This is a genomic window from Streptomyces sp. NPDC059909 (genome assembly GCF_042730885.1).
Classification (GTDB): domain Bacteria; phylum Actinomycetota; class Actinomycetes; order Streptomycetales; family Streptomycetaceae; genus Streptomyces.
The window spans coordinates 17,726-37,399 of the sequence record NZ_JBHWKX010000051.1; the positions used below are offsets into that span (position 1 = coordinate 17,726).

The 19,674-nt window shown below is 71.2% G+C and carries 15 protein-coding genes and 5 pseudogenes; 3 read left to right on the forward strand and 17 right to left on the reverse strand.

Annotated elements, in window-relative coordinates; translation table 11 throughout:
- Positions 1–25: 25 nt before the first annotated feature.
- From ACFV9O_RS28250 to ACFV9O_RS28265, 4 genes are read right to left on the reverse strand one after another with little or no spacing between them, the layout of a single operon-like run.
- A complete protein-coding gene (locus ACFV9O_RS28250; protein ID WP_385422610.1) occupies positions 26–1,267 on the reverse strand; it encodes a TIGR02679 family protein in 1,242 nt (413 codons plus the stop codon).
- Complete coding sequence (locus ACFV9O_RS28255; protein WP_385422612.1) at positions 1,258–5,385, reverse strand: TIGR02680 family protein; 4,128 nt, start codon at positions 5,383–5,385, stop codon at positions 1,258–1,260. Before ACFV9O_RS28255 ends, ACFV9O_RS28250 begins: the two co-directional genes overlap by 10 nt.
- Positions 5,382–6,626: a TIGR02678 family protein gene (locus ACFV9O_RS28260; RefSeq protein ID WP_385422614.1), complete on the reverse strand. Its 1,245-nt coding sequence runs from the start codon at positions 6,624–6,626 to the stop codon at positions 5,382–5,384. The genes ACFV9O_RS28255 and ACFV9O_RS28260 overlap by 4 nt, the downstream gene beginning before the upstream one ends.
- Before the next feature lie 19 nt (positions 6,627–6,645).
- Positions 6,646–8,232: a TIGR02677 family protein gene (locus ACFV9O_RS28265; RefSeq protein WP_385422616.1), complete on the reverse strand. Its 1,587-nt coding sequence runs from the start codon at positions 8,230–8,232 to the stop codon at positions 6,646–6,648.
- A 682-nt stretch (positions 8,233–8,914) separates the two neighbouring features.
- Here ACFV9O_RS28265 and ACFV9O_RS28270 point away from each other — a divergent pair.
- Positions 8,915–9,630 (forward strand): annotated as a pseudogene (locus tag ACFV9O_RS28270) (transposase).
- Between the two features lie 154 nt (positions 9,631–9,784).
- Here the strand turns inward: ACFV9O_RS28270 and ACFV9O_RS28275 are convergent.
- From ACFV9O_RS28275 to ACFV9O_RS28310, 8 genes and pseudogenes are all read right to left on the reverse strand, one after another.
- A pseudogene (locus ACFV9O_RS28275) lies at positions 9,785–9,985 on the reverse strand (sensor histidine kinase); the annotation flags it as partial.
- A gap of 463 nt (positions 9,986–10,448) precedes the next feature.
- Positions 10,449–10,775, reverse strand: a complete 327-nt coding sequence (locus ACFV9O_RS28280) for a hypothetical protein (protein ID WP_385422618.1) — start codon at positions 10,773–10,775, stop codon at positions 10,449–10,451.
- A gap of 79 nt (positions 10,776–10,854) precedes the next feature.
- Positions 10,855–11,166: a hypothetical protein gene (locus ACFV9O_RS28285; RefSeq protein ID WP_385422620.1), complete on the reverse strand. Its 312-nt coding sequence runs from the start codon at positions 11,164–11,166 to the stop codon at positions 10,855–10,857.
- Between the two features lie 70 nt (positions 11,167–11,236).
- Positions 11,237–11,530: pseudogene (locus tag ACFV9O_RS28290) on the reverse strand (FMNH2-dependent monooxygenase); the annotation flags it as partial.
- An 82-nt stretch (positions 11,531–11,612) separates the two neighbouring features.
- Positions 11,613–11,669 (reverse strand): annotated as a pseudogene (locus tag ACFV9O_RS28295) (putative leader peptide); the annotation flags it as partial.
- A 141-nt stretch (positions 11,670–11,810) separates the two neighbouring features.
- Positions 11,811–12,767 (reverse strand): glutathione S-transferase C-terminal domain-containing protein, encoded by a 957-nt coding sequence (locus ACFV9O_RS28300; RefSeq protein ID WP_385422622.1) that lies wholly within the window; start codon positions 12,765–12,767, stop codon positions 11,811–11,813.
- Between the two features lie 392 nt (positions 12,768–13,159).
- The gene (locus ACFV9O_RS28305; protein ID WP_385422624.1) at positions 13,160–13,387 is read right to left on the reverse strand and encodes a hypothetical protein; all 228 of its coding nucleotides are present in this window, start codon (positions 13,385–13,387) and stop codon (positions 13,160–13,162) included.
- 125 nt (positions 13,388–13,512) lie between these two features.
- A complete protein-coding gene (locus ACFV9O_RS28310) occupies positions 13,513–13,671 on the reverse strand; it encodes a LysR family transcriptional regulator (RefSeq protein ID WP_385422626.1) in 159 nt (52 codons plus the stop codon).
- A gap of 506 nt (positions 13,672–14,177) precedes the next feature.
- Here ACFV9O_RS28310 and ACFV9O_RS28315 point away from each other — a divergent pair.
- Together ACFV9O_RS28315 and ACFV9O_RS28320 are read left to right on the forward strand one after the other, a co-directional pair.
- Complete coding sequence (locus ACFV9O_RS28315; RefSeq protein ID WP_385422628.1) at positions 14,178–15,578, forward strand: sulfatase; 1,401 nt, start codon at positions 14,178–14,180, stop codon at positions 15,576–15,578.
- Between the two features lie 80 nt (positions 15,579–15,658).
- The gene (locus tag ACFV9O_RS28320; RefSeq protein ID WP_385422630.1) at positions 15,659–16,612 is read left to right on the forward strand and encodes a formylglycine-generating enzyme family protein; all 954 of its coding nucleotides are present in this window, start codon (positions 15,659–15,661) and stop codon (positions 16,610–16,612) included.
- Between the two features lie 375 nt (positions 16,613–16,987).
- Here ACFV9O_RS28320 and ACFV9O_RS28325 read toward each other — a convergent pair.
- From ACFV9O_RS28325 to ACFV9O_RS28345, 5 genes and pseudogenes are all read right to left on the reverse strand, one after another.
- Positions 16,988–17,071 (reverse strand): annotated as a pseudogene (locus ACFV9O_RS28325) (sulfurtransferase); the annotation flags it as partial.
- A gap of 246 nt (positions 17,072–17,317) precedes the next feature.
- Positions 17,318–17,869 carry a vanadium-dependent haloperoxidase gene (locus ACFV9O_RS28330; protein WP_385422632.1) on the reverse strand — a complete coding sequence of 184 codons (552 nt, stop codon included), beginning with the start codon at positions 17,867–17,869 and terminating at the stop codon, positions 17,318–17,320.
- On the reverse strand, positions 17,824–18,453 hold the full coding sequence (locus tag ACFV9O_RS28335) for a hypothetical protein (protein ID WP_385422634.1): 630 nt from the start codon (positions 18,451–18,453) through the stop codon (positions 17,824–17,826). The genes ACFV9O_RS28330 and ACFV9O_RS28335 overlap by 46 nt, the downstream gene beginning before the upstream one ends.
- On the reverse strand, positions 18,446–18,649 hold the full coding sequence (locus ACFV9O_RS28340; RefSeq protein WP_385422672.1) for a hypothetical protein: 204 nt from the start codon (positions 18,647–18,649) through the stop codon (positions 18,446–18,448). The genes ACFV9O_RS28335 and ACFV9O_RS28340 overlap by 8 nt, the downstream gene beginning before the upstream one ends.
- Positions 18,646–19,674 (reverse strand): amino acid ABC transporter permease, encoded by a 1,029-nt coding sequence (locus ACFV9O_RS28345; RefSeq protein WP_385422636.1) that lies wholly within the window; start codon positions 19,672–19,674, stop codon positions 18,646–18,648. Before ACFV9O_RS28345 ends, ACFV9O_RS28340 begins: the two co-directional genes overlap by 4 nt.

Genomic DNA, 19,674 nt, shown 5'->3' on the forward strand with positions numbered 1-19,674 from the left:
TCCACCTCCTCAGCACACCGCGCGATTATGAGAGGTCGGACAGCAATGTGTCGAGGATCGTCTCCTCCTCGACACGTACGCCTAGTTCCCCGAGAGCCGGGGACAGCTCCGGGTCCCAGGGCGCCTCGGTCGGCCGGCCGGTAAGGGGCGGACCGGCGATACCCGCGCGCACCGCGTCACGGTAGTCGGAGGCGGTGAAGCGCCAGGGGCGCCAGGGGACGTGGCGCAGCAGCACGGAGGCGATGCGCAGCCCACCCCAGTCGAAGTCCCCGTGATAGTGGAGCGTTGTTCCGCGTTCGTGAAGGTGGCGAAGGAGGACAAGGGCAGCAGCGGACGGCTGACCCTGGAGGCACACGAGCGGCGCGGACCGCAGGCCGTGTGTGTCGGCCGCAGCCGCGAGCACGGCGGGGTTCTCGCACAGCCGGAGCATCGGCACGGAGGCGGCGGGCGGACACCGGGACAACTGTCGCAAGGTCAATACCGCCGGCTCGCCCTGATCCGCCATCCAGTCCAACGCGGGTGTGCCGCGGAGGTTCAGGGTGAGGACGGTCGAGGACAGCTCGTCGCGGAGCAGGCCCGCTGACGCCCATGCCTGCCGGCGCCACTCGCCTCCAGTGCCGTCCGAAAAACCGGTCAGTGCCCGGACACCAGACAAGGTGAGCGTGGCGAGCGGGCTTCCGTCGTCCAGAGCGTGGGCGTCGCCCAAAGCGCGGGCCGCGAAGGCGGGAAGGGACTCCGGCTCGCCCACGGGGAGCGCGGACAGAGCCATGGCCACCCGCTCCAGCAGCTCACGAGCTGCGGCTGGGGTCCCGGCGAGGCGCCGTACCAGTCCGTCGCCGCGGAGCCGGTCGGCCCAGGCGGCGAGGGCCGGATCCCGGTCGGCGAGGGCGTCGATCACGGCGTACGTCTCTCGCCACGCCCGCTCCTCGGCCTCGCGCGCCGGGCCGAGCGGCACGACCGGCCCGGTGAGCACGATCACGGCTGCACCCAGGCCGTCGCGGCTGATGCCGGAACGGCGCAGAACCGCGTCCACCACGTCGAGCCGGACCGTCAGGGAACGCCCCCGCCCCGGGGAGCGACCCAGCAGGCGCTCGGCGGACGCCCGCTGGTCCTCTGTCGGCGTGCCGAGGGAGACGGGGCCGGTGAGCGGCTGCCCGCGCTCCAGGCGGCGTCGCGCGCGCTCGACCAGCCAGGCGAGGCCGGGGTCGCCGAGGAGACGGCGCAGCCTCAGCTCGTCGACGGGTGCGGTGGCAGGTGTCAGATCCACCGTTGGTCCCGCCCGGCCGTGGCCTCTGCGCGCGGTCCGGGCACGGAGGACCCGGGGCGAACCGGGTCCTCGCCCCGGGTCCTGCGGCTGCCGTCCCACTCCCAGCGGGTGACGAGCACCGCCGCGACCTCGTCGATCCGCGACAGCTGGGCAATGGCGATCCCGGGCACCTGCGGATAGCAGGCCCATTCGCGTTCGCTGGTCATCACCACGTCGAGGTCGAAGGCGTGCAGCAGGCCCAGGCACTTGGCGCGCGAGTCGTCGTCCACCCCGGCGAACGCCTCGTCGAGGGTGACGAGACGCGGCGCGTGGGGACTGCCCGCGCTGGCGTAGTGCGAGGAGGCGGCGGCGAAGAGGGGTACGGAGACGGCGAGGACGCGTTCGCCGCCCGACGCCGGCCCGGTGGCGGGGATCCAGCGGCCGTGCTGGTGCCGCTCGACGCCGAACTCGTGCCAGGAGCGGTAGTCGAGTGCGGCGGTGAGGTGTTCGAGCCAGCTTCCGGAGGTGTCGTCGGTCTGCTGGCGGGCGATCTGCGCCTGGAGGAACTCGCCCACGGCCGCGCGGTCCTCGGGGGTCCAGGCGTCCGCCGACTGGCGCAGCCGCTCCCGGGCCTGGGCGAGACCGGGCGGTGCCTTGCGGGAGGCCCGCCACACCAGGCGCAGCTTCATGCCGGTGGAGGTGGGACGGTCCTCAAGCTCGGCGTTCATGTCCCGCACCTGGCGCTCCGCAGCGCCGATCAGCTCCTGGAGGGTGCCCGCGACCTCGGTGATCAGGTGGGTTTCGAGGAGCTCGCGTTCGCGCGCGGAGAGGATGCGGGTGAGTTCGGCGACCTCGGCGGCCAACGCCTCTGCGAGTTCCGGGACGGCCCGCTCGCGGCCCTGGTAGACGATGTCGACGACCATGCCGTCCTCCACCATGCGCGCGGAGGCGCTGTGCCCGTGCCGGGACAGGGTGTCCTGGAGGGTCTTGAGCTCCTCGCTGAGCCGCCGCTGGACGCGCTCCCAGGCGCCGTCGGAGTCGTCGGCCGTCGACAGCCCGGCCTCGATGGCGCGGGCGAGTGCGATGGCGGGGGTGGCCGCCCAGGGGCCGTCGTCCACGGCGGGCACGGCGAGGTCCGGCAGGGAGACCGCGATCAGGCCGGTGGCGGTGAAGCGCTGGAGGGCCGCGATGGCCTCGGCTCGTGCCGCGGCGGCGTCCTTGAGGTCCTTCTCCAGCTGTTCGATCCGTCCTTCGGCGCGGCTTGCCGCCTTCTCCGCCTCTGTGTGGCGCCCCCGGGCGAGCCCTCGGTCCGCGTCGCAGGCGGCGAGCGTCTTGGCGGTTTCCACGAGACGTCGCTCGAGGTCGGCGACGGCGGCGCCGACCGTGGATCGCAAAGTGGTGTGGCGCTCGTCCGCGCCGACCGCCTCCCGCTCGGCCTCCTCCGCACGGAGCGACAGCTCAGCCACCCGCTCGGCCGCCTGTCCGGCCTCGGTTCGCTCCTCCTCGACCTGGCGGGACGCCTCTCCTCGCTCCCGCAGGGCCGGCCACAGGGATGCCAGGACGGTCACAAGGGAGCCGAGGGCCTGGCGTACAGCAGTCAGCCCGGGCCGGTCGGCGGGCAGGCCGAGGTCTGCGGCGCTCTCGGCGAGCTCGATGGCGGACCGCTCCGCGCGTTCGGTGGCCACAGCGAGGGCCGCAGCCCGCTCGGCGCGGCGGTCGCGGGCCCGGCGCACGGTCTCGGCGGCGGTGGTGGCCTCGACATGTGCCCGGGTGAGCGGGCCGTCATCCGGTACGTCGGCCAGCTCGGCGTCGAGGGTTCGGCGGCGGGCGGCGACGGCCTCCGCCCGAGCCGCGACAGCCTCCGACTCCTCCTGGAGCGCGGCGAGTTCGGTGCGCAGCTCGGCGATCCGGGCTCGGCGCGCAGCTTCCCGGGCACCCTCGCCGATGTACTCGGCGGCGGGCTTGGCCCAGCGGCCGGTGAGCGCGCCTGCCCGGAAGCGGCCGTCCTCCGTCACCCAGGTCCCCGCCGGGCTGTCCGTGCCGACGCCGACGGCGGCGAGCAGCCGGTCGACCGTCTGCTCGCCCACCGCCGCAGCTTGTACGTCGTCGGGGTCCGGGGCGGGACGGAGCAGCAGGGCGAGCGAGGGCCCCTCAACCGGTCCGGTTGCCGGGGCGAGCAGGATGTCGTGCCCGTCGGCAGCGAGAACGTGACCGTCGGGCAGCACCCACGCGTCCAGCAGCCCCGAGGCTTGCAGGGCTGCTTCCAGACCGGCCTGCTGCGGTTCCGGGAGCCCGTCGTGGAAGTCCACCAGGCGCCATAGCGTGGCCCCGGGCAGCCGCTCGCGCAGCCCCGGGGTGCGGGTGGGCGGGGGTTGGGGCGCCCGGCGCCCGCCCTCCTCCAGGACGGTCAGCTCCTCGCGTACGCGAGCGGTGCGGGCGGCCAGCTCCGACCGGAGGCGTGCGGCTTCGGCGGCTTGGTCGGCCAGGCGTGCCGAGGCGGCGCTGTGGGCGCGAGCCGCGTGCACGCGGGCCGGGTAGGGTCCGTGGAGGTGTCCGGTCCACTCCTGGAGTTCGTCCAGCAGGCCGACCGGGTCGGGGTAGGCAAGTTCGGTCCAGGCCCGGGCGCGGTTCCGTACGTCGTCGATGAGTGCCAGGCCGGCGACGGCCGCGGCCTCCACCGCCCGCAGCTGTGTCCCGGTCGCCTGATCGAGCTCTGTGTCGGCCTCGTCGAGGCGTACGGCTTCGCCCCGGCGTACGGCGGCCGCTCGCTCGGCCGCTTCGGCCAGGCTCTCCACGTGCGCGAGGGCGCGGCTCCGGCGTTCCACCGACTCCTGGGCTGCACGGCGCAGTTCGGGCTCGGGCAGCCGGTCGTCGTGGGGAAGGTCGATCCGGGCGGCAGCGGCGTCCTCCCGCGCACGGCGGTAGGTGTCCTCGGCCAGGTGTTCGGCGGTACGCAGCCGGTTCTCGGTGGTGCCGAGCCGCCCCAGCGCCTTCGTGTGGTCGTGCGCGGCCCGGTCGCGGTCGCCCCTGGCCTGGTTCAGGGCGTGGGCTGTGCGCTCGACCGCCTGGGCCGCCCGCTCCAACTCCCGGGCATCGCGCATCTCGGGGCCCTCGCGCAGCGCGGCGTCCTGGGCGCGTAGGCGCACCTCGGTCTCGTCGATCGCGTCGAGGTGCCGCTCGGCCGCCTCCCGTTCCTCCTCGGCCTGCGTGAGCTCGGCCTGCGCCTCGGCGAGATCCCGCTGCAGGTGCTCGTAGCGTGAGTGCTCGACGCGCGGCAGGCGGGCCCGGCGGCGGGTGGCGATCCTGGCGTAGCGGCGGTAGTGGTCGAGGAAGGCGGAGGCGGCCCGCTCGGCGGCGGAGGCGGCGGCCAGTACCTCCTTCTCTTCGTCCAGCGAGCGGAACGCCTCGGCCACGTCGGCGATGACCGCCTGGTCCATGGGTGGCAGGGCTTCGGTGAGGGCGCGGGAGAGGGCGGCCTCGTTGGGGCGTTTGGACAGCTGGGGCTGACGGAGCTGGATGAGCAGGTCGACGAGGGCCCCGTACCGCTGCTCGCCGAGCCCGAACAGTGCCTCGTCCACGGCCCTGCGGTAGGTCCTGGCCTGGTCGTACACCATGCCGTGCCCGGTGACCGTCTCGGCGAGACGGTCCCTGGAGAGTGCGGTGCCGGTGGCGTCGACGAGGCTGAGAGACCCGGCCGTGGCGGCTCCCGGGCGGTGGTCGACGCGCTGGCCGGTGACCGCGTACCAGTGGCGGGCGATGCCACGTCCGCTGACTGCCTTCAGTCCGCACAGCAGCGTACGGAAATGCTGCTCTCCGCCGGCCCCGTCGCGTCGGCCGAACTCGATCCAGGTGTAGCCGAGGCGTTCGGGGTGCGGGTGTTCGCCGCCGAGGAGCAGGTTCCACTCCATCCGCTTTCCGGGATCGCCGTCCGGTTCGACGCGACGTGAGGCGAGGTCTCCGTCGAGGAGGAACGGCAGGGTCAGGGCGAGCACTTTGGACTTGCCGGTGCCGTTGTTGCCGCGCAGCAGCAGTCGGCCGTCCCGGAAGTGGAACTCCTCCACGTCGTAGTGGAAGAGGTCGACGAGGCCGATGCGCAGGGGCTGCCAGCGGGAACGCTGGGGGGCGGGGAGGTCGGTCACGGCTGGCTGGCCTTTCGCTGCGCGGGCATCCGCGTGGTGCCGGGGGTACGGGCTTCGATGACGACGGCCTCGCCGACCGCGTATCGGGAGAGGGCCGGGCGGGGTGCCACCCCATTTGCCGTGCGGGAGACGAGCCCGAGAGCAGCGAGCCGCGCCACGGCCTGCTCGACGAGTTCGCCCTCCATGCCCGGTTCACGCGCGGACTTGGCCCAGAAGCCGGCGTGCTCATCGGCGAGTTCGCGTACCCGCTGGGCCAGTCGCTCGGTGGTGACCGAGCCGGTGGCGGCGGCCAGGTGCTCGGCGAGCAGCAGCGTGATGTGCCCGTTGGTGCCCTGTTCGGGCATACGGACGTCGGTGAGGTCGTCGTCGGGGTCGACCATGGCGATGCCCTCGGCGCGGACCTCAGGGACCAGACCGGTCAACTCGGCGATACGGGCGGTGAGGAAGCCGCGCTGGCGGGTGAGGTAGCCCAGTTCGGCGTCGGTCAGTTCGTCGTAGTACAGCACGGGGTCGTCCAGAAGGCGGCGGGTCAGGTGCCATCGCAGGGCTCGGAAGCGCAGTTCGTCGCTGTCCAGGGCTGTCTCGGCGACGAGTTCGCGCAACCGGTCGTCGAAGGACTCGGCGTGCACGGTGGAGGGGCCACGCCGGGGGGCGAGCAGCCCGGCCAGCACCCGCCGCTCGACGTCGTACAGGACGTCTCCGGCGCCGCTGACGTACGCCTCCTCGTCTCCCGCGACCCGGCGCAGTACGCCCTGGCTCAGCAGGAACCGTACGACGGCAGCGAGGTCGAGGCGCTCGTCACGCCGGTCCAGGGTGAACTCGACGCCGACGCCGACCAGTTGGGGGTCGGCTGCGTCGAGGACGATCTGGTCGGCGAGGCGGCCGAGGGCGATCTGGGCCTCCGAGCGTTCGAGGGCCGCGAGAGCGAGGCAGAGCAGGACGTAGCGGCGGCGGGTGAAGGGGGAAGCGGCTCGGGTGGCCTCGCGGGCGGGGTGAGTGGGGTCGGTGGGGACGCCGGGGATCTTGCGCAGCCGGGCGGCCTCGGCGTCCACCTGCAGGGACCAGCCGGTGTTGCGGTCGAACCACTCCCGCAGTTCGGAGGCGTGGCGGCGGACGAGGCGGAACTCGTCGGCGTAGCGGCCGCGCGCGAGCAGGAGCGGCTGCTTCAGCAACGCACGGGCGGCCTTGCGCAGGTCGGCGGCATGCTGTCCGTCGAGCACCTCGGCGAGCGGGGTGGTCACGGGTGGACCCTCCTCTCCGTCATCGGTCGCGGTCTCCGTCCGTCAGATCGACGATCTCGATGAGGTGGTCGGGGCCGCGGAAAGTCCCGGAAGGGGTACGGATCTGCGCGGTGCCGCCGTCGGCGAGGGCGCTGAGCCGGATCTCCATGGAGCCGTCATTGCTGGTGGCCACCGTGTGCCGCATGCCGGGCCGCCAGGTGGCCAGGGCGTCGCCGAGCAGCTGGAGGAAGAGCCCGAAGGCCATCGGGTCGAGTTCGCCGAGCTCGGAGAGCCGCGTGGTCCCGCCGGTGACGAGCCGGGCGCGGGCCGCCGCGGTCTCGGCGGCCTGTTTGGCGGCGACTTCGGCGAGATGCCGGCGGCGCTCCTGCCGGTCCTCGACCTTGCGTGGCTTGCCGCGCCGCTCGTAGCTGCCGGTGCGGCGCAGCTGGGGGCTGATGTGCAGCGGCTCGGCGGCGGCCCAGGGCGTGGCGGCGGGCACCGGCCGGGCCGCACGGGCGGCGAGGGTGTCGGCGTCGACGGTGAGATGGCGCGCGGGGTGGAGTCCGAAGGCGGTACGCCACAGCCGGTGGCGGGCGTCGTCGTCGGGGGCCTCGGCGAACCAGCGGGCGAGCGTCCGGAAGTCCGCGGACCGGTCGGAGCGCCCGGCCCGGCGCTCGCCCAGCGCCCTGACGACGGCGAGCAGTTGGGGGATCGCCCCGAGCGCCCGGCCGCGCAGCAGCCGGGCCTGCGACTCGCGCCCGTCCCGGCTTATGAACCACGCCCCGAGCCCGTCCCAGCGGCTGGCCCAGCGTTCGTACGCCTCCTGCTCGGCGTGCCCGGCCTCCTCGGGCGCGGCGTCGGCGGCCTCCCGTCCGGCGGCAGCCCGCAGCAGGATCTCGATGCGGCCGCCCTGCTCCAGTTCCAGGATGAGCTGGGCAATACGCCCGCCGAGGGTGATCAGGTCTTGGATGAACCGCTCCAGGTACTGGATGAGCCGGTCCTTGTAGGCGAGGAAGACGTCCTCCTCCACCTCGTGCAGGTCGATGGTGCGCTGCAGCGAGCCCATGAACGCGCGGGCGTTGTCGGCAAGGGCGCCGAAGCGGCTGGCCAGCGCGTCGAGCGCGAGATGCGTCTTGGCGGGGTCGGGCCGCTCGTCGGCGGAGAGCACGAGGAGGGCACGCAGCTGGGTCACGATGTCGTGCAGCGCGACGGCCTGGAGTGCGCCGCGCCGCCCGAGCGCCTCGTCGTATCCGGCGAGGGCCTCCTCGGCCGCTTCCCCTGCACGAGTGAGCTGGTAGATGAACCGCTTGCGGTAGAAGTCCTCGACGGCGGTGACGCGGGCGGTGTCGGGGTCGGCCCGCAGGTTCCCCCAGTGGACCAGACTGTCCAGGGCCTTGACCACGGCGTCCGGCTCGGCCGGACGCGCGTCGGCGGGCAGCGCGGCGTGCACGTCCTCGGGCCGCAGATGGACGGCGAACCGCTCCTTGGCGCCGACGAAGAGCCGCATCACCTGGCGGTAGAGCAGCATGTTCGGGGCGGTGAGGTGGGCGAAGGGACTGTACCCGTCGGGCCGGGGCTCGGTGGCGGTGGCGGTGGCGGTGGCGGTGGCGGTGGCGGTGGCGGTCATCGTCGGTCATTGTCCCGTACGCGGGTTTCGCGCGGGCGCGGTCGGCGTATTCAGGCCGCTGCCGAATCCGGCCGCGGTCCGTCGGCCGGCCGGGAAGGCCGGGGCCACACCCGAACGGAACGAGGACGTCACCGGTCGCACCAGAGGATGCGCACCGGCTCCTTGAGCACGGCGGCAGCGGAGCAGCCTCGGGTCCCCTCCCGCTGCTGCCACTGCGTCGGCCTCCCTCGCCGCTCGTCACCCCGAATGCCCTGGTGAGCCTATCGCCATGCGCTGACAGCACGGTTCGCTCACGTCGAGGCGGTCATGGCGCCGGAAACAACGACTCAGCCGGCAATGACTGGGAGCGGATCGGGGCCGACTACGCACTTCGCCGGGGCCTGTACCCTGTCGCGCCGTGGGCAGGTACGGGCTCTCTCCCCCTGCCACGCGGCGATCCGCGACCGCGTCTCCGTAGCCGCATCCCCCGCAGGCACCAGCTCGCGTCCTGTGCGAAACGCTGACAAAGACCTTCCTGCCGTGCAGCCTTGATCTGACAGCCAGGCAGAGCAAGCGGGTTTTCTGCCTTAGAGCGTCCGGCAAATGGTGGGGCGAGGGCTGTGCGGGCGGCCCCGAACGCAAGGCAGGCACGAGCCGGAGTGATCATGGAGTTCTTGACGCTCAGTGATCACTCGGAGGGCTCGTGCCTGCGGTCCCATCATGCCTTCTGGAGCCCTTGTGGGACCAGTTCGCCGCTCTGCTGCCCACGCGGGGCAGGTACGCCGAGAGCCATCCGCTGGGCTGTCACCCGCGACGGGTTCCGGACCGCACCGTCTTCGAGCACATCGTGCTCGCGCTGGTCCACGGCTCCGGCTATGAGCGCATCTCCAGTCCCGGATGCTCCGACCGGACGATCCGACGCCGCGTCAAACAGTGGGCTGAACTGGGGATATCCGAGAGCAGGGGTTGAAACGCTCGGTCGCCTCCGATGCCTGCGGTGTTCCGCTCGGGATCGTCTCCGACGGTGCCAACCGGCACGACTCACCCCTGCTCGGGCCGACCCTGGAAGCCGCGAAGGAGCAGGTCGGCGCGCTGCCGGAGGCCGTCAACGTCAACCTCGACCGCGGTTACGACAGTGCGAAGTCCCGCGTGCCAATAGCGCAGTTGGGGTTCACGGCCGAGATCGCCCGCAAAGGCATACCGGCCCCGATCCAGGCCGGCAAACGCTGGGTGGTGGAGCGCACGCACTCGTGGATGAACGACTACGGCAAGCTCCGGCGTTGCACGGAGAAGAGCGGGAGCGTCGTGGACTTCTACCTCTACCTCGCCGCCACACTCGTCACCCTCCGCATGCTCATCCGCCGAGCAACGAACCGCTACCGCTGGGACGGCCGCCCCACCACCCGACGCCTCAAGTGATCCATTTGCCGGTCGGTCTTAACCATCACCTCTGTAATCAGAACCATGCGGGTGGGGCCAGTCCTTCGGGTCGAGCGTCATTTGAGCGTCAAGAATCCTGAGCGATCCCCCGACACCGTAGCCGGTGCCGTCCTTGCCCTGCCGTAAACCTTCAGCCCCGCGCCACCGCCAGACCGAGACCGACGCCCGCGCCGCGCGGGGCGTCGCCGTAGCGCTGGAAGGCGCCGAATATGCGGTCCTTGGCCTCGTCGGGGACGCCGGGGCCGCGGTCGACGACCCGTAGTCCCAGGCGGTCGGCCAGGGCGCTCGCCGAGACGATGACGGGCTGCCCGGGCGGGCTGTACTTGACCGCGCTCGACGGGGTGTCGATGACAGTCCGGCCGACGCCGAGGCGCGGTGGGCGTCGAGGTCGGCCTGTACCCCGGCCCAGCAGCGGGGGTAGGCAACCGCATGACGTCACCATGACACACCACGCGGTGCCTCGGGGAACAGCTCGGCCAGGTGCCGCAGGGCGGATTCACCGATGGCAGGTCGAACCAACCGGCGGGCAGATACCGGGCGACGAACGACGGGTCCCCGTCGTGCACGCGCAGCACGTACACGGTGAACAGCACCTGGTTGACGTAGACCAGGCCCGTCACCAGCGCCGGCCACACGGCCGGCGAGAAGACGCGGCGGCCCGCCACCCCGAACGGATCGGGGCGGCGGGCCAGGACACGCGGGGCATCGCCAGGGCCGATACGACCAACGCGATCACCACCACGTCCACGAGTACCCGCATGTCCATCACGTGTGCAGAGCGCGAGACCTGCCCCTGTTCAGAACCGGCGCGGACCTTCGTAATCCCAGTGCTCGATCAGGGAAGGGACTTGCGTCCAGACAATGACGAGCACCACCAGAAACGTCAGGGAGACCACCCAGGCAGCCTTCCATCTGCGGGACACCACGGCGGCGGCCAGCAGAAAGAAGGCGGAGAACAAGAGGATGAAATTGGCCCCGGCGATGTCGTCGGGGTCACTCGTGGGCCCGACCTCATCACCCATGAACGGAAGGCTCATGGCCAACCAGAACAATGCGGCAAGGTACAGAACCGCGGCAACCACAGCCCTGAGCCGCAGGCCCCCTCGAGTTTCGGGGAAAACCACTTGCCGGTCCTTTCGTTCGTTCGAGATCCGGCATGGTGCGCCCAGGGCGAACCCGGGCGCACCACGCCGGCGGCGGATCCTACCCCAGGAGGTCGCGCAGCATCGGCTGCCACCCGACTATGCGGCCACCGTAGCCCCGTGAACTGGGATTGGTGGCGTAGTAGTCAGGACCGCCCTGATAGAAGGCGCCGACATTCTGGATGTCCGCGTCCGTGAATTCGGACGCCGTCTTGCCCGGAAGGATCTGATCCCGGGCCGTGGACAGATACCTTGCCGCCAGGAAGACGTTCTGGACGTTGTCCTGCAGCGATGCCTTGATCTCGCTCCGCTGATAACCCGTCAGATTGGCGGGGTCATAGCCGAGCAGATCAGCGGCGACATCGATCTGCATACTGATGTTTCCGTAGTAGGCGTCGTCTCCGCTCGTCACCTCGCCCATCAGGTCCGTGATCGGCGGCTTGCCCGATGTGCCGGGTCAGCGGTGCGACCCGTGCGGCGACCAGCACCGCGTCCAGCCGGCCCCGCACCTGGTCGGTTCGCCCGTCCGGGTCCGTGAGGTGCGAGGACTGCAGCCCGAGTGCGTCCTCGAACGTCACGAAGTCGAGCAGGCCGCGTTCGGCCTCCTTCACGAGGTCGGCCCAGTAGCCGGCGGTGCACAGGCCGTGGGGCCGGGCGCCCGGCTCGCGCCATGCAGCCGGGTGCCAGCCGGTGCCGTCCAGCGCCACGGCAAGGTGAAGAGGGGGAGATGCGGACACGAAAGGGTGCCTTCCTGGTCGACCGTATGTGATCACCAGCCCTCGTGCAGAGGGCTCGCCGGCGGGGAACAGGTCGTGAACGACAGAGGGCGCTGGCCACCCGTTGCAGATCGATGTGGGGTCGGGAGTACAGGCGGACGCAGCCGCGCGCGACGAGAGTCTCGGCAGCCGGGACGAGCCCGCGGGAGGGGCAAGACCGTCAACTCCGCTCTTCCGGCTGTTTGTCCTGCTCGGAATGGGGCCTGCCATGCTCCGACGGCAGGCCCCATGTCGTCGCAGGTTAGGCGGAGCTGGACGGACGAATATGGAGAGCGTATTGCGGTTCCATGAAACCGTCCGGACCCTCCTGGGAGGGCTGAGCGGACCCGTCCTTGATGTGAACCGCCCAGTCCAGGATCTGCACGGCCGCCCCCGCGGCCTCCAGCCCTTGGCAATGGGCATGGTGCCTGCGGGCGATGCCGTCCAGGTCGAGGCGTCGGCCGAAGGCTGGGTGGGCGGCCAGTCGTCGTGCGTAGGCCCACAGGTGCGGATGGTCGGCGATGCGGTGCACGGCGGCGGCGTCCAGGTGATGTCGGTGCACGGTGTCGAGCTGAACCAGGGTCACCCACAGCTGCACGTCGGCGGCGGTCATTTCGTCGCCCAGGATGAAGTCCTGGTGGGCGAGCCGCCACTCCAGTGAGCCGAGGACGCGGAGCAGGGAACCGAGGGCGGTCCGACGCGCCGTGGCGTCGGCGTCGGCCCGTCCGGCCTGCTGTGCGGCTTCGTTGATGCGGTCCTCGCAGAGGCGTTCGACGGCCTCGATCTCCGCCTCCGCGCCGGGCGGGTACAGCACGGGCCGGTCGGGGCCGTCACCGCCGAAGTGCCGGGCCAGGTCCCGGAGGATGTCCGGGGTGTGCGTGCTGACGATCCGTCCCGTCCAGTCGTCGCTCAGCACCGGTGCGGCGGCTGGTCCGGGATGCCGGTGCGAACTGGCCTCGTACAACGGGCGCAGAGCGGAGTGTCCGCCGTCGGGCCTGTCGGGCACGGCCGGCAGCAGCACCACCGGGAGGGTCTCTTCCAGACCCAGCAGGCTGTGTGTAATGGCGATCCGCAGACAGTGGGGGCAGGACAGCGCGAGGTGGAGGCGGTAGCGGCGCGACACGGTGTAGTAGCCGCTGCTCACGTCACAGCCGATCCTGCCCCGGAACGAGGGCAGGGAGCGGAGGGACGGCGTGGTGGTCAGGGGTGCGGCGGGCATGTGTCTCCCTGGGGCCGGGTCCGGCTTCTGGTTCTCAGAGGTATGGCGGGCGGCGCACGTAGGGTGATGGACGCGGCGGCGTCGGCGCGTACCCCTACGCGGCGGGAATGCGGTGCCGATGGGGCACCGCCGGTTCAGCGCCGAGGGCTCGCCGCGCTGCAGACACGCAGGAGATCGATGTGGCGGCGGGACGTCAGGAGGAGAGACGACCGCCCCGCGCGCACGGCGCGGTCGGCGGCCGACTCCAGACGCTCCATCATTTCCTACCTGTCCACTAGGGATCTCTGCTCTGGAGTGTCAGGCGACCTTCAAGCGTCGTCAAGAGGGCCTTCTCACCTTCGCCCGGTGTCTCACATGATGGGAGCAGGGCGTCATGCCGCCCGGTCCGCCTCTCAGGAGGCGAGCAGGGCGCGCACGGCCTCGACGGCGGCCCCGGTCAGGGAGGGATCGGAGCCCCGTCGCGCCAGGGCACTGAGCCAGACCGGCGGAACCGCAGGGAGATCCCTGCGCAAGGTGAGCCCGTCTGGTTTCCGCCCGCTGGGGACGGCGAGCAGCGGGGAGCCGAGCCCGCCACGGGCCGCGTCCAGGACGCCTGCCAGGTATCCGGCCTCGGCAACCACGGTGGCCGAGGTGCGACGGGCGGCCGACTCGGTGAGGGCTCGGCGCGCCTCCTCCAGCAGTTGGACGCCGTGGACGTGAACCGGGTCTAGCGGCCGTAACGTTCGACGACGGGAAGTCCCAGGGACTACTCGAGGCGTCGTACGTGCTGACTGACCGCGGACTGGCTGAGCGCGAGCACCCCGGCGGCCCGGCCAAGGCCGCCGTAGCCGGCGACGGCGACGGCGACGGCGACGGCGACGGCGACGAGGCTGCGCAGTGCGGCGATGTCCATAACCGGCCGCATGGCCGCAGGCTGACATCCATTGATGACGAATCGTTGATCGGTTTTGATGGCTGCGGCTTCGCAGTCCAATGTCACCGTCCTCTCACCGAGCCATCTGTGGAGTAGCTGGTCAGGGTGAGAAGTCGCGATGCCTCCCCCCTTCCACCCAAATCACCTACAGATCTGCACCAACCAGCAACATGGCAGCAACAAAGGACCGGAATCTGAGATTTCACTAGAGGGGCCATTGCTCCGACCTGCCCTCACCCCTACTCTCACCGACATGGCAGCAGTGAAGATCCTGGCTGCTGAGCCCGTGAAATCCACGTCATATCGCCACCGGGACATCCGGGCATCCCCACCAGCCGCACTCATTCGCCGCGGCTCGGCCACGGTCTTCTCCGTCCCGCTTCTTCTCGGCGCATTCACCCCATACCCGCATACCGCGCCCGGGAATTTCCGCACGCCATTTTTTCATGAGCCCGGCGACCGGAATTCACCGTGCCCATAAAGAAGAGGAAAACCGAATGAGTGAGAAAGAGCAGCCGCAGGTCAGCAGACGCGGCTTTCTCGCCGGTACGGCCGCGGCTGCCGCGGCGGTCGCCGTCCCCGCGGTCGCACAACTGGCGGCCGGCGGACCGGCATCGGCCGCCACCCGCCCGAACGTCCTTCTGATCGTCACCGACGACAACCCCAAGCAGACCGACTGGGCGCTCCAGAAGACCATCAACTGGCTCGGCGGACGAGGCGTGACCTTCACCAACGGTCACATCACCACCCCGCTGTGCGCACCCTCGCGGTCGTCGGTCTTCTCCGGCCGCTACGCCCACAACCACGGCGTGCGCAACAACGGAGCCTCGTACAGCCTGGACCAGAGCACCACGGTGCAGCGCTACCTGAAGCAAGCGGGCTACCGCACCGGCCTGTTCGGGAAATACCTCAACTCCTGGACACTGTCCGACAACCCGCCGCACTTCGAGGAGTTCGCGCTGCTCCAGCCGGGCTACGTCGACGCGCAGTGGAACGTCAACGGCACGGTCCAGACGATCAACGGCTACACCACCAACATCATCAAGAACAGGACGCTGAACTTCCTGGACAAGGCCGCCACCGACACACGCCCGTGGTTCGCGTACGTCACCCCGTACGCCTCGCACGAGCCCAACACGCCCGCCGCCCAGTACGCCGACACGGTCGTGCCGAATTGGAACGGCCGCCCCTCCGTCCCCGAGAACGACCGCAGCGACAAGCCGACCTACGTACAGAACGCGACCAACACCCTGGCCGACGGCAAGGCGGTGCGTCAGCGGCAGCTGCGCACCCTGCTGTCGGTCGACGACGCGGTGCAGGCGTTCAAAGACAAGCTCGCGGCCCTGGGGCAGCTGAACAACACCCTGGTCATCTACATCGGCGACAACGGCTTCCAGTGGGCCGATCACGGCCTCCTCGGCAAGGGGACGCCCTACTCCCCGGCCCATGAGGTGCCGTTCTACCTGTCCTGGCCGGCCGGCGGCCTGGGCGCCGGGACCACCGACAACCGCATCGTCGCCAACATCGACATCGCGCCGACCATCCTGGCCGCTGCCGGGATCACCCCGACCCACTCGGTGGACGGCAAGTCGCTGCTCGGCTCCTTCAACCGTGACCACATCCTGGTCGAGTGGTGGAAGCAGGGCAGCGCGGGCGTCAAGGACTCGTGGGCGTCCTACGTCGCCAAGAACAAGCAGTACGTCGAGTACTACGACCTGTACACCGACGCCACCGGCAAGGTGTCCGGCACCGGGCAGAAGACCTTCCGGGAGTACTACGACCTGGTGAACGACCCGTACCAGCTCACCAACAAGCTCTACCAGGCGACCCCGGCGGACGAGCAGGCTCTGGGCATCCCGGCCCTGGCCACCCAGCTCGCCGCCGACCGCACCAGCTAGGCACAGCCCCACCTTCCGTTCGGGCACCGGCAGCGGCGGCTGCCGGTGCCCGAACGGGCCCATCGACTCCTGGAGACGCCATGTCGTCCTGCTGCACACCCGGCCACGGTTCGGCCACGGCCGTCGGGCTCGAGCTCGCGGCGCCCCCGAAGACCGCGCCCGCACACCGAGCAGCCCGACAGCTGATCGACCTGCCCGGCGGGCGCTTCCTGATGGGCACCGAGGACGCGGACGGCTTCCCGGCCGACGGCGAGGGCCCGATCCGCGAGGTCGAGGTCGCCCCCTTCCGGATCGCGCCGACCACGGTGACCAACGCCCAATTCGCCACCTTCGTCAAGGCCACCGGCTACATCACCGAAGCCGAGCGCTTCGGATTCTCCTTCGCCTTCCACGGCCTGCTGCCGGACGACCTCGCCGACGCCTCGCAGTCGGTGCCGGAGGTGCCCTGGTGGCGCGCGGTGTCCGGCGCCACCTGGAAGCGCCCCGAAGGCCCCGGTTCCTCCATCGCCTCCCGGCAGAACCACCCTGTCGTCCATATTTCCTGGAACGACGCGCAAGCGTACTGCGAGTGGTCAGGCACCCGGCTCCCCACCGAGGCCGAGTGGGAGTACGCCGCCCGCGGCGGCCTGAAACAGGCCCGCTACCCCTGGGGCCACGAACTCGCCCCGGACGGACGGCAGATGCTCAACACCTACGAGGGGGTCTTCCCCAGCACCCATACCGGCCGCCTCGGGACCGTCCCGGTGAAGTCGTACCGCCCCAACGCCTACGGCCTGTACAACACCGTCGGCAACGTCTGGGAGTGGTGCTCCGACTGGTTCAGCGTGAGCTTCCACCACTCCGGCCCGCGCACAAACCCCACGGGCCCACCGACCGGCACCTCCCGGGTCATGCGCGGCGGGTCGTATCTGTGCCATGACTCGTACTGCAACCGCTACCGGGTGGCGGCGCGCAGCTCCAACACCCCGGACAGCTCCACGGGCAACATCGGCTTCCGAGTGGCGGCAGACGCGACGGACGGCGCTCAAGGCTGAAGCGGATGGTACAGCCGTTCAGCCCGAGATTGCGGTCAGGACCACCCGGCCATGGGTGCGTGCCACCACCTGCCGGCAGTCCTGCCAGCACCCGGGCACGGGGAAGTGGGGGCGCGGGGGCCGTGCGGCCCCGCGCCCCGGGACGGTCTGAATGGGCCGTGGCGGCGAAAGCCACACATAGCCGACGACGGCCTTTCCTCGCTGTCGTCCGCGCTGACCAGAACGCCTGGGATCCCTGTCAGGACGACCTGATCCGCCGCCGTGCGGCTGCGGCGCAGCCCATCAGCTCCGGCGCCGGGGCGCGGGCCTCCCGGCGCCGCCGGCGCCTGTATGTCAGCGAGCTGTGGGCGGCTCCACGGGCAGGCCGGCCCACCGTCATGCCTGGAACCCGCCGTCCAGGTCCGTTGCCCGGTGCAGCCCAAGCCGCCGCAGCGACACCGCTGCGAGGCTAGACGCGTACCGGGCCGCGTACCGTTCGCTGGATCACCCCGACGCTCGACGACTGGCCGGCGACGGTGTTCCTGCCACACCGCCTGGACGACACCATCGACGGGATGGCCGCCGAGCCCCAGGTCGAGTCCGCTGCCGCGACAGCCGCCCGCGTGGTGATCGCCGACTGCGACGCGAAGCTCGCCATCCACCGCGCGGCCTTGAGGCCGGAGCCGACCCAGCCCTGGGCACCCGGGCGAGGTTCGTGGGCAGCGCTCAGAGTGGGCGGAAAAGCCGCCCGGAACTGCGCAGGGCGTGCTCGGCCACATGCTTGCCGAGCGTGACTCCGGCCTCGTCGGCGGAGCGGGTGTGGATGCCCGAGAAGATCCGCGCGTCGACGTTCTCGGCCGTGAGCTGGTGCCAGCTGGTGTAGGTACGTGTCACACCCGGCGCAGTGGGGCTGGTGAGATCGAAGGGAGCGGTGTGCTCTCCGGCGAGGGCGGTGAGCACTTCTTCCGCCGCACCGGAGTAGGTGTTGTGGCCGCTCGGGTAGTCCGGGTATGCCGGCGTGGTGTGCAGTGGCGTCCAGGCGGGGTCCGGGTCGATGTCACCGGCCCGGATCGCGGTGACAGGACGCCACCGCAGATACGCGTACTTGCTGTCGGAGGTTGCGATCTGCGTGTCGACCAGCGCGATGTGCAACAGCGCCACGAGCTTGGCGCGCTCCTCGGTGGGCTTCGGCGACCGGGCCAGCGCGACCCTCAGCGGTTCGGTGTAGAGGGTCAGCGAGGAGCCGAGCCAGAAATTGGCGGTCTCCGTCTGGTGCACCGTGCGCTTCTCGCCGTCCAGCGCACCGTACCCACGCACCTCGGCCAAGTCTGACCGGTAGCGCTGGGAGTCCAGCGCGGGCGGCGGCCGAGGCGGAATTGGCCGGCGCTCTCCAGCAGGAACGGCCGCGCGAGCCGGTTGCCGTACTGGGCGGCCGGGGCATAGGTGGGTGGCGTCGGCTGCCAGACGCCGGGGGCGGGCTCCGGCACCGGGAAGGGGGCGTTCACCGATGCGGGGTCAAGGCCGTCGCCCTCTCGCGATTCCAGGACGAGCTCGGCCTGGCGCTCGCCGGCCGCCACGCCCCGGTCCTCGGCGGAACCATCCGGAATCCCGCCCAGGGTCTGGTGCAGCGCGGCGTCCAACTGCTCGGTGCGGTCAGGTGCCAGAGTGACCAGAGCGTGGTGGACCGCGGAGGCCAGTGCGGCGTCTTGGAAGTCACCGCGGTCGACACCGGCGGGCACCTGCCGGGTGGCCCGCGCTGCGGCGAGCCAACTGATGGCCCACGTCCGGCTGTTGGTGATCTGAGTCGGCGCACCGGCCGCCGCGATGGTCTCGGCCGTGGTGTCGTACCAGTCGTCAGTCACCGAGGTACGTACCGGGGCGGGGGCAGGGGCGGCCGGAGGGGCCGAGGATCACGGTGACCTCACCGGCGCGGACCTGGAGGTCGACACCGCGCAGCACTTCCAGCGGGCCGAAGCTCTTGTGGACGCCGCGGACGTCCACCACCACGTCGTCGGCCGTCGGCTTCCCGTCCGTGACGGCCACCGTCACGTCGATCATCGGCTGTCTCCCAAGGGCTTCAGAGGTAGGACGGGCTGGTTGCGCTGGGCGGCCGCCGCCCGCAGATTGCGTACGAAGCGCCGGGCGCGCTGGATCGGGGTGGGCGGCGGCGTGCGGTTGGCGCCTCGGGCGAAGTGCCGCTCCACGTAGTACTGGGCGACCGACAGCAGGGAGGTGAGGACCACGTACCAGGCGGTGGCGACCAGCAGCAGCGGGATCACCCGGCCGTTGCGGCCGTAGATCACCTGCACCTGGTAGAACAGCTCGCCGATCGACATGACGTAGACCACCGAGGTGCCCTTGAGCAGGCCGATGATCTCGTTGCCGGCCGTGGGCAGGATGGCACGCATGGCCTGCGGCAGCACGATCCGGCGGATCTGCCGCAGCCGGGGAACGCCCAGCGCCGCGGCGGCCTCCAGCTGTCCGTGGTCGACGGCGATGACGCCGCCGCGGACGATCTCGGCGGCATAGGCGGCCTGGTGCAGCGTCAGCCCGATGATGGCGGCGCCGATGGTGCCGATCAGGCTGTTGCTGTCGACGGACCAGAACACCGGGCCGAAGGGGACACCGACGCCCAACTCCTCATACAAGGCACTGAGGTTGAACCAGAACACCAGCTGGACGATCATCGGGATGGACCGGAAGATCCAGATGTAGGTCCAGGCGACGGTCTGCAGCACCGGGCTGCGCGACAGCCGCATGAACGCCAGCACGGTGCCGAGGAGGAAGCCCAGCACGGTGGCGTACGCGGTGAGCTGGAGGGTCACCCACACCGCCTGGACGATCGTCTCGGACAGCACGTAGTCGCTGAAGACACCCCACTCCCACACCGGGTTGGTGGCCAGACCGTGCACGAACTGGGCGACCAGCACGATCACGGCCACGGCTGCAACCCAGCGGGCGTAGTGGCGGGCGGGGACGACCATGAGCGAGGCCGGGTCGTCCGGGGCGGGCGGGGCCCCCGGGCCGGTGCCCGGGGAGGCCGCGCCGGGTGGCGCGGAGGCGGAATCGGTGGTGAGTCCCAT